The following is a 13112-nucleotide window of genomic DNA, read 5'->3' as shown; positions in this document are numbered from 1 at the left end:
CCGATCGCGGCCTCCCCGATCGTCGAGGCTCCGGCCGTGTGGCTGCGCGAACGGCCCATGATATTGATCGTCGACGATACGCCGGAGAACCTCGCCTTTCTCTCCGATACGCTGCAGGCGCACGGCTACGCGGTGATCGTCGCGCTGTCCGGCGACGACGCGCTCAAGCGCCTCGCGCGCGTGACGCCCGACGTGGTGTTGCTCGACGCAATGATGCCCGGCATGGACGGCTTCGAAACCTGTGTGCGCATCAAGCAGGACGGACGGCACGAGCATCTGCCCGTCATCTTCATGACTGCATTGACGGAAAGCGAGCACGTCGTACGCGGCTTTCGCGTGGGCGGCATCGATTACGTGACCAAGCCGGTGCAGCCCGAGGAGTTGTGCGCGCGCATCGGCGCCCACGTGCGGCGTTCACGCGCACAGTTGTATGCGGAGGCCGCACTGTCGCTCGACACGCGCGCGGCGCTGATCGTCGGCGTGGACGGCACGATTCGGTGGCAGAGCCCTCAGGCTGCGCATCATATCGCTGCATACACGGCCGCGCATGACGACCGCTTCGATGCCGCGCAAACCACGAACGCGCGCGATACCGATGCGCCGCCGAAACTGCCTGCGCCGCTGCGCGCCTGGTTCATCGACTGGCTCGCGCGCGGCGCCCAGGACGACGCCGTGCATGAATTCGGCTCGGGCCAGATACGCCGCTCGGCCAGTGCGACGCTCGGTCCGGAGCCGGGTGAATGGATCGTGATCCTCAAGGAAAGAGACGACACGGTGCATTGCAATGCGCTCGCCGAACGCTTCGGCCTGACCATGCGGGAAGCCGAAGTGTTGCTGTGGGTGTCGCACGGCAAGACGAACCGCGATATCGGCGACATTCTGGGCATCGCCCCGCGCACGGTGAACAAGCATCTCGAACACCTGTTCCGGAAGTTGCATGTCGAGACCCGTGCGGGAGCCGCCGCCGCAGCGATCAAGATGCTCGAGCGCACGTGAAAAGCTATCGCTTTCCCGCATATCGGTGGCGCGAACGTTGCTGGCGAGGCGATGCGTTGAACGACCGTCCGAACGATCGGCGGATCGCGGGTGCCGCCAACGATAGCCAGTCGGCAGCCCGATGCGCGAGATCCGTCGATTCCCAGGGTCTGTTTACATATGGAACGCGCATGCGAATGCCCGAAATCGCTCGTCCCCCAAGGGGACTTCCTCCGGGGCGTATGGCAAGGAGTGAGGAGCGCCGCCGTTATCTCCGCCACCGTTTCTCGCCCGTCACCTTTCCGAACAGCGCGTGCTCGAATGCCCGGTTGAGTTCGGTCAGCTTCGCGTCGAGCCGAGCCAGTTCCGGATGGGCCGGTAACGGACGATCACCGGATATCGCGAGCGTTCCGTGCCCCACGTTCGCAGCCGCGTCGAGTCGCATCGAGCGACTGTGATCCAGATCGTCCATCAACGCATCGATTCGCGTGACGATGGCTGCGCGTGAATGCCGTTCGAATCCGACAACCGGGCCGTCGGCTTCAGCAGGCAGGAGCGTCGCGACGATCCGGCCATGCAGCCAGCAAGACAGCAGCGTGTCCGACAACCGTCGCGCATCGCCGGATACGCGGAACATGCTCCACGCAGCCAGCGGCCTGATCGCCATACGCACGTCGTGAAAACGGCGATCGGCCGCGCGCATCTGCGCCGCCTCCGGCCGCGTGCCATCGTCGCGCTCGTGCATGAGTTCGCGCAGCGCCGCCAACAGGTTGTGCGAACGCATCGCGATGTGGCGCGACGCCGCCAGCGGCATCACCAGCATCGCCGCCGCGAGCGAAACCGCGCAGCCGATCAACACCTCGCCGATACGCAGTTCCGCAAGCGTTCCGATCTCGAACCCCAGTTGCGCATAGACGACGCCGATCAGCACCGTCAAAAAGAATACGCCGCGCCCGTAGGCATGCAGGATGTGGTACGCCCAGGCAAACACGCACACGCCCATGACGATGACCACGACTGCATTCGCATGATGAACGGCACTGACGACGAGTACGCTCGCAAGCGCGCCGGCGAGCGTGCCGACGACGCGTTGCGTGCCGCGATAGATCGTGTCCGCACACGAATACGTGCCGAAGAACACGACGAACGTGCTAAGCACCGCCCACATCCATCGCTCCGACGACAGCGTCTCGCCGATCAACATCGCGGCGCACGCAGCCGCCACGGCGCGGATCGCCGGCAACCATGCAAGCGTGCGCCAGCCGGCGCCCCACCGAACCGCACGCGCATGCGGCGGGGACGCGGGCGGACGTGCGGCGGTCCTGCGCGCCGCCACGTCGCCGGCGACGGCATCGAAGCGCGCAATCGCCGCGCGTAGCGCCGCGGCGGCGGCATCCGTCCGGTCGTGGTTCAGCACGCGCCGGGCGGCTGCGAGCTCCAATGCGACGAGCGCGGCGTGCAATGCACGCGCGTCGCGTTCATCGAATGTCGACGCATGATTCTCGAGCGCGATGGCGGCTTCGTTCAACGCGAGCAAATGCGCCATCGCATCGAACTCGCCCGCGTCCGACACGGCGCTTCGCGCAATGCATGCCGCGTGCAGCGATACCGAGCGCGCGATGAGCCGGGGCGTGTGCGCCGCATGCGTCGGCAACAGCATCCGGCAGACGAGCACGACGCCCGCCGGGCCCGCGATCGACATCGCGAGCATGTGGCCGACCTGTAGCGCGGCCGGATGCAGATAGAGGCCAAGGTAGTACATCGCGATCGCCAGGAACGCACATCCGATCGTGCGCGGCCCTTGAGTCTGGCACAGCATCGAACAGAACAGGACGATCACGAAACCCGCCTTGCCGACCGCTGGCCACGCACTCGCGACGGCGGCCGCGGCGAAACTCGCGCATGCGACGCCGTATTGCCAGGCCAGCGATTCATACCAGTCCAGCCGGCGAGCATCGCGCAGGAAGAGCGGCGCGATCATCGCGAACAGTATGCCCACGGCGCCGGTGGTGATCGCGAGACCGAGATGCAGCGCCGATGCAATGCCGAGCGCGCCGGCGAGCACGCTCGCGAGTGCGGCGCGCACACCGCCCAGCAGCCGATGAAGACCGGGGTCGACAATGAACAAGCGGTCAATGGCGCGTGACAACGAAACAGCTGACATGATCAAAGCATTCCAGGAGGCGGCACGGCTGCTTCCGGCCGGCATGCCGGCCGCGGCTTTCAGGACGGCCGCCACGACACGCGACGGCCGCCGTGCCGAACTCAAAACACGCGGTCCACCCAGCCGTGGCGATCGGCTTCGCGCCCGTTCTGGATATCGAGCAGCGCCCCCTTCAGCCGCGACGTGACCGGCCCCGCGCCGCCTTCGCCGATCGTGAAGTCGTACGCGCGACCCTTCACCCGGCCGATCGCCGTCACGACCGCCGCCGTGCCGCAGGCGAACGCCTCGACCAGCCGACCGCTGCGCGCGTCCGCCTGCCACTGCTCGATCGTGTAGCCCTCCTCCCGCACCGTGTAATTCAGTTCCCGAGCCAGCGTGATCAACGACGCGCGCGTGATGCCGGGCAGAATCGTCCCGTTCAGCGGCGGCGTCTGGATCGATCCGTCGTCGAACACGAAGAACACGTTCATCCCGCCCAGCTCCTCGATCCAGCGGCGTTCGACCGCATCGAGAAACACCACCTGCTCGCAGCCTTCGCGAGTCGCCTCCGCCTGTGCGGCCAGGCTCGCCGCGTAGTTGCCGCCGCATTTCGCGTCGCCCGTGCCGCCCGGCGCCGCCCGCGTGTACTGCTCCGACACCCAGAGCGTCACGCCCGACGCGCCGCTCTTGAAGTACGCGCCGACCGGCGTCGCGATCACGCAATACAGATACTCCGGCGACGGCTTCACGCCGAGCACCGCCTCCGTCGCGATCATGAACGGCCGCAAATACAGCGCCGCGCCGTCGAACGCCGGAATCCAGTCGCGATCGGCGCGGACGAGCGCACGTACCGATTCGACGAACATCGCCTCCGGCAACGGCGCCATCGAGAGCCGCTCGGCCGAATGACGAAAGCGCCGCGCATTCGCATCGGGACGGAACAACGCCGCGCCGCCGTCCGGCAGCCGGAAGGCTTTCAAGCCCTCGAAGATTTCCTGCGCGTAGTGCAGCACGAGCGTCGCCGGATCGAACCGGAACGGTTCGCGCGGCCCGATTTTCGCGTGATGCCACCCTTCGTCCGCCGAGTACCGGATCGTCACCATGTGATCCGTGAAGACCCGGCCGAAACCGGGATTGGCGAGCAGCGCGGCGCGCTCGGCCGCCGCGACGGGGTGAGGATTTTGTTCGAATTCGAAGTGCTGGACGGAATCGGTGCTCATCGTTTGCCCCTTGATCGGCAGCGGGACCGTCCCGGCTGCTACGGGCAAAAATTTATCGTAGAAAAAATAATTTCAGGTTGCGTGTTCGCCTTAAGATGGGCGCGATTTAGCAATTCCATGCTTCAAAACCCGAAAACCCGGGCACCGCGTGCCTCAACCGAATAGGTCCGATCAATGGCCGTCATCGAACTGGACGAAATGGACCGTCGCATTCTGAGCGTGCTTCAGGAAGACGGACGAATCCAGAACGTGGAACTGGCGCAGAAGGTGGGGCTGTCGCCGTCACCGTGCCTGCGTCGGGTCAAGCAGTTGGAACAGGCTGGCGTCATCGAGCGCTACGCGGCGCTGCTCGACGCATCGAAGATCGGCGCGGGGTTGACCGTCTTCGTCCGCATCTGGCTGACGAGCCAGGACGCGAAAACCGTCGACCGTTTCACCGAAGCGGTTCGGCGTCTTCCACAGGTGCTCGAGTGCCACTTGATGGCGGGCGATTGCGATTGCCTGCTGCGTGTCGTGACCGCCGATATCGACGCCTATCGGCAACTCCAGATCGACCACCTGACCCGGATCGAAGGCGTGCAGAGCGTGAAGACCGAGATTCCGATGCAGAAGATCAAGCAGACTTCCGTGCTTCCGCTGTGATCGCGTACGGCGCCAGGAAACGCCGGCGCGTCGTGTCGAACGGGGCATGGGCATCAGAAGTGATGCAGCAGCGCGATACGTGCGACATATTGATTCGGGCCTGACGAGATATCGGCGGCGCCCGGAATGTACGCGTAATCGAAGTCGGTTCCCGTGTGCGCGTTCATCGCATGCTGATAGACGCCCTCTACGAATACCGACGTGCGTTTCGACAAGTCGTAATTCACCTTCGTGCTCAGCTGATGCCACTTCGGATTGAACGCGCCGACCGTCGACGCGACGCGGGCCTGCGTGTACGTGTATGCCGCGCCGACGTAAAACGCAGTCGTGAAGTGATAGAGTCCGTTCACCTCGAAGTTGTCGAATTTCCACGATTTCCATGCACCGCCCGCCGGCTGCGTCGTGCCGGTGAAATACGCGTTCGAAGTCGGGTCGTAGACGTCGACGTGCGAATACGTGAATCCCACGAGCGCATTCGAGAACGCATAATTCACGCCGATGCCGATGTTCTGCTGCGACGACGCATCGAACGTGTTGTCGCCGGTGATCGCCCCGGTCGAATCGGCATTGCGTGCGTTGTTGATCTTCAGATACGACGCGCCGACCGTCAGCCCGCCCTGCTGGTATTGCAGCGCGGCGCCATACAGGCGGTTGTTCGCGAAACCGCCTGCCTGATTGCTGAACCCGTACATCGCCTCCGCGGTCACGCCGTGCCACACCGGCGACACGTACTTGACCGCGTTGTTCACGCGGAACGAGTAGTCGGTGTTGTCGTTGTCGTACGGATGCGAGAACAGGTAGCCCGTCCAGTTGCCGTTCGCGGTGAGCGGCGAGAAGAGATCGACGCTCGGGTCGTACTGGCGACCGAACGTCAGCGTGCCGTATCGATCCGACGCGATGCCGACGAAGGCCTGGCGGCCGAACTCCCGACCACCCTGGTTCATCTTGCCGGTGTTGACGTCGAAACCGCTCTCGAGCGTGAAAATCGCCTGGTAGCCCGCGCCAAGGTCTTCCGTGCCCTTGATGCCCCAGCGGCTCCCGTAGTCATAGCCGCTTTGCAGTTGCACGGTTCCGTGGCCGCGTGCGTTGCTCGTGTAGTTGATACCGTCCTCGATCTTGCCGTACAGGGTCACGCTGCTCTGCGCATGAGCGGCTGCAGCAAGCAACGCGGCGGGTGCGACGATCCCCCAACGCTTGTTCATGACGATTTACCCCCAAATCTTTCGTTTGCCGGTCGTAACGCTTGCGCGCTGCGTCTGTGCCGCGTCGAGACTGCTCGGCGATGCGACGGGCGCAGTGTAATGAGCCGATTTTTTACTGTTAGCCCCTCGCGGCAGGAAGGTGCTCTTCAAAATGGGGGATGTTTGTCAGCGAGGAAAACGGCTAGCGGGCGGTTGAAAACCGGACCGGCCGGCGCTCCATGGACAGTCGCGCGCCGTTTGGCGCGTAGCCCGGAGCCGGGATCCGGACGTGTCGATCGAAGGCTATTACAGGGTGCGAGGGGAATCGTCCATTCGCGCTAACGGCGATGTCGACCAGCCGTCAGCGTGATCGAGCCCGCCTGCCTCTTCCGCGGCCTTACCCGTGTCACGGCGCGGCGATCAACGCCTGGACCAGATTGGCGGCCATCGGGCGCCCGAGACCGGTTACGTAGTCGTATCCGGTTGCCGCCGTGCAAAGCGTGCCGCATGCGCCGTTCGAGCCGCTGACGATGTCGCGGAAGTTCGTCGCGTAGGCGTTCGACGCGAGCCCGTACAGCACACTCTGGATCGCGCTCACCGCGTTCAGCGTCGTCTTGCCGCGCGCGATGCGCACGCTGTTCGCGATCGCGATCAACGCGGACCATTGCGGTGCGCCGGCGCTCGTGCCGCCGACGACGAACCACCCGCCCTGCCCCGCATAGCCGTACGAATCGTAGACCGCGAAGCCGGACGCCGGGTCGGCGTCATAGGCGACGTCGGGCAGGCCGCGCAGCCCGAGGCTATTCGACGGCAGTCCGAAGTTCGACTGATACGTCGGCGCCGTCTCGACGGCGCTCTGCCCGCCGCCGCTGCCGACCCACGCCGTTTCGTCGACATAGGCGCCGCTCGCATCGGTTGCGATCGACGTGCCGCCGACGCTCAGCACATACGGCGACGCGGCCGGGTAGTCGACCCCGTTGCCGCCGTCGCCGGATGCCGCGACGAACGACACGCCGTTCGCGCTGGCGAGCTGCCCGTCGAATTGCGTTTCGGCCAGGAACTCGCCGCTCCCCCAGCTGATCGACACGACCTTCGCGCCGACCCCGCCCGGTGCCGGACGCGTCGCGAGTGCGACCGCGCTCATCAGGTCATCGAGCGAACTCGATGCGGCTTCGACCAGCACGATCCGCGCATTCGGTGCGATCGCGTGCGCCCACTGCACGTCCAGCGAACTCTCGAGTGCCCACAGTGCGTCCGGCGGCGGCGGACGCTTGTCCGCCGTCGCGTACACCTTCGTGAAGCAGCGCGGCGACGCGCACGGCGGCAGGCCGAACGTGCGGCTGAACAAGCGCAGATCCGCCTCGACGTTCGGATTGTCGTACGCATCGACGATGGCGATGATCTGATCGTCGCCACCGTAGCCGCGCGCCGGCAACGCGTCGAACCCGTAGAAACGGCGAATCTGCTGCGGCGACAGGCCCACAGGATTCCGTTTCGCGGCGCCATGCAGATGGAGCGGCGGCCGTGCAAACCCGCGCGGCGCTCGATGCGCGGACTGTGCGAACGACACGCCGAACATCAGCGCGATGCTCGCCGATACGGCCAGCATGCGCAGCGCACGCGCAAACGAAGCTCGCTTCATGGTGTTCCCCGTTGGCAAAGGAGCCGGCGCGCGTCAGTGCACCTTCGCGCTCGTGAACGTCAGCGACTTGCCCGAGCCCGCGATGACCAGCCAGTTGACCGGATCGGTGCTCACGACCGTCGCGCTGCCGCTTTTCACGCTCGGCAACTGGTACGTGCTCTTCGGCAACAGCCACGTCATGTCCTGCAGACTGGTCGGCTGCGTCGCGCTGAACGTCCAGCTGGTGCCGGTATCGGTCGCCGTCCAGTTCACGAGCAGACGGCGCCGGTCGAACTGCGTAAGCTGATCCATCGTGAACCACTTGAACTGGCCGGTCGTCGCCAGCGACGACGCGTAGCCGAGAATCGTCGTGACGACGTTCGGATACCACGACGCGCCCAGCGGGTGCATGTAGATCAACCGGCTCGTGCGGTTCGCGACGACGAAATCCATCAGCGACAGATACCAGTTCTGGACGTCCGTCGTCGGCACCGCGAACTCCTGGAACTCTTCGAACGTCGCATACTTGCCGAACGGCATCACCGGAAACGCCCAGATGCCCGGATTCAGCAGCGAACCGTTGCGATACGCACGCGTTTGCGCATTGCCGGTATGGCCGGTGAAGTAGTAGCCGGAGTAGCCGTTCGATTCGAGCCAGTTCACCGCCCACGTCGGCGTATTGCCTTCCGGGGCCGCCCACTCGACGTCCGGCTTGCCCGTCACCGACTGAACCGCATTGTGGTTCAGCACCAGATACTGCGTGAACGTGCTCGCATTGGTTTCGCTCGCGTTCGCCCCCCAGTAGTCGTGCGCCCAGCCGCCGTGGCTGCCGACCTTGTGCCCGCGCTTGAGCAGGAACACGACCAGTTGCTTCGCCTGCGTATTGTTCGTCAGGTTGATGCCGAGACCGTCGCCGATCGTCACGTCGTCAGGGCCGGCCGTCATCACGATCGAATACGGGCCGCTGTTCCAGACGCCGTAATTCTTCAGGTACTGCGCCGGCTGAATCTGATCTCGCGCACAGAAGTGCCAGTTCAGGACCATCCCGGCTTGCGCCCGCGGCTGCAGCGACAGGTGCGGCATCGACAGGATGTTCGTCGTGAAGTAATGCAGGAAGCCGTGGATCGGCATGCTGTCGGTTTGCCCGCCGAGATACGCGAGCGGCAGGTTGACGAACATCACGCCGCCGTTTCCATACGCCTGATAGCCGGCGACGAGCCCGAAGTTCGGCGACGTCAGCAGCGTCGTGCCGGTATACGTGCCTTGCGTGACGTAGCTCGGATAGGTGAGGAAGCCGTATACGTAGCCGGAGATGCCTTCGAGCACGTCGGTCGTCGCGGCGGGCGACGCGGTCGCGAACGACGTCGCGCCCTTCACCGCCGTCGATACCGGCGACAGCATCGTCGAGGTCGGCGAGTACGATCCGGATCCGACCTTTGCGCCGGCCGACACGCGCCCGAGATTCAGCGGCACGCCGGTCATGCGCCCGTTGACCGTCTTGTACGTGAAATACGCCTGATGGTTGTAACCGGCAAGCCCGCCCGGGTTCGACGGGCTCGGCTGCAGGTAGAGCAAGGGGTTCGTCGTCGAGCCGGTCGATGTAGTCGACGCGGTTGAGGCCAACGTGGTCGCCGCCGTCGTCGAGCCCGGCCATGCCATCGACTTCCCCGGAGGAATCTGTAGCGCGCGCAACGTGCTGCCCATGCCGGTCACGTTGCCGAGGCCGATCATGTTCCCGCCGAGCGTGTCGTAGAGCACGTAGTTGACGCCGGCCATCGAGCTGAAACGCGATTGCCCGGCCGGATAGAATCCCGTCGCGTTCAGTACGCCGAAATCATAGACGAGCATCACGCGCCCGCCGTTCAACGCATAGCTCTGGATGGCGGTCACGAGCGTATCGTCGGCGACCGTATGCACCTGGTCAGGGAGGATGAGTCCCTGGTACTGCTGCAGCGACGTGCCGCCCTGCTTGAATTGCGTGTCGCTGATCAGCGAGATCTGCAGTCCCTCCTCCGCCGCGGAATCGAGCCATGCGGACACACGCGGGTCCGGCAACGTGAAGTTGTCCGGCAGCAGCAACAGCAACTGGTTCGACAACGCGCTCGCCCGCCCGGGTGCCAACGTCATCAGGCAAACGGAAAAGACGATCAGAAACGCTCGTAGGGTCCGGATTGGCTTGGCCGACATTTTTTCTCTCCCCGTAGGAGGTGGGATGACAGCCGATGCTCGACTCGTCACTGCGCGCGCGTTGCGCTCGTCATGATCGAGCGGTCCGCGTCCGGATCGGGGTGCGCCATCGGCTGGCGGCGCAGAGCGAACGTGCCGTGTTTCGGACGCCCCGCGACGCATGCGCGTCGATTTGTCGGACGATCAGGAGTGCATGGCGACTATCGTTCCTACCGCCCCCCGGTGAAGCGAACAACGTGCCAGTCTCGCGACTGCGTTGTCGGGACGGCCCGCGGCGATGCCGGGCATCCGGCACGGGAAAATCGCGCCAAAAACGTTACAGCGCCGAAACGGCGCACGTGGCGGGTAATGAAGCGAGGCCGGGGAACCGTCGCGATGGACGACGTGAGGCTATTCGGCGCCGCGTCGGATGGGGCTTCCGATCGCTGCCTGCGTTGTCGGGCATCGGCAAGCGCGCGGGGATTCAACGGAAAATGATTCCGCCGTGCAACACCGGCTCGGCACGTATGTGGCCGTGCCGGGCTCGCCTGCACGGCGTGCGGTTCTACCTGCGAAGCATAGGAAATTGACGACGGTTCATCGATCGATTGAAGACGAGGGACAACCCGCCACATCGAAAGACCCGTTTCACCATCCCTGTTCCCACGCGGTCAGAACCTGGAATTGACGCGCACATATGCCGACTGCGCCGACACATGGCCCGTATTGATCGTCGCATCCAGCCCGAGCGATACCGTGGTCGTCTTGGCTGCCTGCAGCGTGACGCTGGCGCCCGTGGTGAGGAACGAGCGTGGCAGATCGGTACCCGGCGCCGCGAACACGGTCCCGTCCTGGCTCTGCACCTGGACGACGCGACTGCCGCGCAGCACCTCGTGCGCATAGCCGACGCGCAGCTGGACGTCGACCGGGCGCACGGCATCGCCGAACGCCTTGGCGAGCGACACACCCACGTATGGCTGGAGGCTCCTCGCGCTGTCGGGGCCAACGTGCAGGTTCTGGCCGTTGGCGCCGTCCTCGCTGAAGCCGCTGCCGCGCACGTATGCATACCGCAGCCCGACGTGCGGCGCGAACCGGAAGCCGCCGGCCGCCATCGGCAGGCTGGCCTGCGTAGCGGCGGTGAATTCGTGGCCGAGACGGTCGCCTTCGGCGGTACCCGCGCTGCCGAATGGCCGCTTCTGCGACAGGAAATCGAGACCGTAACCGAGCGTGGCCGACAGGTTGACCGCGCCGATCGGCTGCGCGCCGTACAGCGCGACGCGCAGCGTGTCGATGGCGCCCGATGCGCCTGTCGTGTCTTCGGACAGCGCGGTGTGCGTGTAGCCGCCGGCCGCACCGACGGTGGCGTCGCCGAGCCGTCCCTGCCCGCCCGCCAGGAACCCGTACGCGTGCGTGAGGAAGCCCGGCGCGCCGCTCGTGCCGCCCACCTTGGTGCTGGAACCGCTGGCAACGGCCCACACGTTGCGGGAGCCGGACGCGTCGTCCTCCGGGGCCGCCAGATGCCCGAGCAGCGTCGAACTGGCGCTCTGCGCCTGCAGCAAGGCCATCGTGCCGAGCGCCGAGTAGATCGACGTCCTGGTCGGCGCGATGATCGTCGGGCCGGCCGGCGTACCGGGCCCCGTCGGCTCGGCGAGCAGCAGGTCGACCGCGTTGGCGCCGTAGTCCACCGACGATTGCAACGCGCCGAGATTCGCGCCGGCCGTGGTGGTGCCGACGGTCGCGAAATGGCCCGTCACGCCGTTGGCCGCGCTCAGCACGGTGTAGCGGCGGGCCGTATAGGTGCCGGGATCGAACAGAACGGCCAACGTGCCGCCGAGCGTCGCGGCGCCGCCTACGCGCAGTTGCGATGCTTCCGTCGGGCTGACCTCGATCGACAGCGTGCCGCCGGCCGCCTGCGTATAGTTGCCGCCCACCGACAGCGTTCCGATCGAGCCGCCCGGTGCGACCACGCCGCTGCTGCTGACGTCGCCCGATATCGTGCCGTGGCCGCGCAACGCGCCGAGCGAATTCACCACGACGTTGCCACCCAGCACCGCAGCGGGATTCGCCGCGTCGCCGACGGCCAACGTGCCGCCCGCCACCGTCGTCGTGCCGGAGAACGCGTTGCTGACACCGTTCAGCGTCAGCATGCCCGCGCCCTGTTTGACCAGGCCGCCGGTGCCGACGAGACTGCCGCCGAAGGTTTGCGACGAGTCGTCGGACAGCGTGAGCGCACTGCCGCCCAGCACCACGCGGCTGCCTGCCACGCCGGACAGATGCGCGACCGTCTGGCTGCCGGCCGCGGACAGGTCGAGCGCGGCCACGGGGCCGGCGAGCGTGACCGCCGTGGACGATGCCAGCCGACCGGCGCCCGACAACGCGAGCGTGCCCGCGTTAACCGTCGTCGCGCCTGTATAGGTGTTCACGCCGGACAGCGTCTGCGTACCGCCCGCAACCGTCAGCCCGCCGCTGCCGCTGACGGTTCCGCCAAACGTGCCGGCCGCATTGGCGAGTGTCAGCGTGCGGCTGCCGAGCGCGACCGTGCCGCTGCCGGTGAGCGTGTTGATCGTGGCGCCGGAGGTGGTCGCCGAAATGTCCAGCGTGCCGTTGTCGACGACGCCGCTCGAGGCGGCAATGCTGCCGGCGCCGGTCAGCGCCAGCGTGCCGGCATTGATCGTGGTGGTGCCCGTGTAGGCATTCGCCGCCAACAGTGTTTGCGTACCGCCGCCGACGGTCACTCCACCGGTCCCGTTGATGGTCCCGCCGAACGTGCCGGCCGCATTGGCCAGCGTCAGCGTGCGGCTGCCCAGCGCAACCGTGCCGCTGCCGGTGAGCGCATTGATCGTCGCGCCGGTGGTGGTCCCCGAGATATCGAACGTGCCGTTGTTGACGACGCCGCTGGACGCGGCGACGCTGCCCGAACCGGTCAACGCCAGCGTGCCGGCGTTGATCGACGTTGCACCGGTAAAGCCGTTGGCGCCGGATAGCGTTTGCGTGCCGCCCGCCACGGTGAGCCCACCCGTGCCGCCAATGGCGCCGCCGAACGTGCCGGCTGCATTGGCCAGCGTCAGCGTGCGGTCGCCCAGCGCAACCGTGCCGCTGCCGGTGAGCGCATTGATCGTCGCGCCGGTGGTGGTCCCCGAGATATCGAACGTGCCGTTGTTGAC

8 protein-coding genes are annotated in these 13112 nt (G+C 66.1%); 2 read left to right on the top strand and 6 right to left on the bottom strand.

Annotation, left to right across the window (positions count from 1 at the left end):
* Nucleotides 1-57 precede the first annotated feature (57 nt).
* Nucleotides 58-996 carry a response regulator gene (locus J8I35_RS07495; RefSeq protein WP_209924948.1) on the top strand — a complete coding sequence of 313 codons (939 nt, stop codon included), beginning with the start codon at nt 58-60 and terminating at the stop codon, nt 994-996.
* A 247-nt stretch (nt 997-1243) separates the two neighbouring features.
* Here J8I35_RS07495 and J8I35_RS07490 read toward each other — a convergent pair whose 3' ends face one another.
* Nucleotides 1244-3103 (bottom strand): FUSC family protein, encoded by a 1860-nt coding sequence (locus J8I35_RS07490; protein WP_245170145.1) that lies wholly within the window; start codon nt 3101-3103, stop codon nt 1244-1246.
* Between the two features lie 137 nt (nt 3104-3240).
* Nucleotides 3241-4338, bottom strand: a complete 1098-nt coding sequence (locus tag J8I35_RS07485) for a branched-chain amino acid aminotransferase (protein ID WP_124592884.1) — start codon at nt 4336-4338, stop codon at nt 3241-3243.
* Between the two features lie 183 nt (nt 4339-4521).
* Between J8I35_RS07485 and J8I35_RS07480 the strand changes: the two genes are divergently transcribed.
* Complete coding sequence (locus J8I35_RS07480) at nt 4522-4980, top strand: Lrp/AsnC family transcriptional regulator (RefSeq protein ID WP_209924946.1); 459 nt, start codon at nt 4522-4524, stop codon at nt 4978-4980.
* Between the two features lie 53 nt (nt 4981-5033).
* On the opposite strand, the gene J8I35_RS07475 is transcribed toward J8I35_RS07480, so the two are convergent.
* From J8I35_RS07475 to J8I35_RS34565, 4 genes are all read right to left on the bottom strand, one after another.
* Nucleotides 5034-6182 (bottom strand): porin, encoded by a 1149-nt coding sequence (locus J8I35_RS07475; protein ID WP_050011869.1) that lies wholly within the window; start codon nt 6180-6182, stop codon nt 5034-5036.
* Nucleotides 6183-6567: 385 nt separating this feature from the next.
* Entirely contained in the window at nt 6568-7803 is a 1236-nt protein-coding gene (locus tag J8I35_RS07470) for a S53 family peptidase (RefSeq protein WP_209924890.1), read from the bottom strand.
* Nucleotides 7804-7836: 33 nt separating this feature from the next.
* Complete coding sequence (locus J8I35_RS07465; protein ID WP_209924889.1) at nt 7837-9969, bottom strand: polysaccharide deacetylase family protein; 2133 nt, start codon at nt 9967-9969, stop codon at nt 7837-7839.
* A 650-nt stretch (nt 9970-10619) separates the two neighbouring features.
* Nucleotides 10620-13112: autotransporter outer membrane beta-barrel domain-containing protein (locus tag J8I35_RS34565; RefSeq protein WP_245170143.1), on the bottom strand; the 2493-nt coding region annotated here is incomplete at its 5' end.

The sequence above is a fragment of the Burkholderia sp. CpTa8-5 genome (assembly GCF_017815045.1).
Taxonomy (GTDB): domain Bacteria; phylum Pseudomonadota; class Gammaproteobacteria; order Burkholderiales; family Burkholderiaceae; genus Burkholderia; species Burkholderia sola.
The sequence above is the reverse complement of the archived record's forward strand: the minus strand, read 5'-3'. Positions and strand labels throughout refer to the sequence as shown.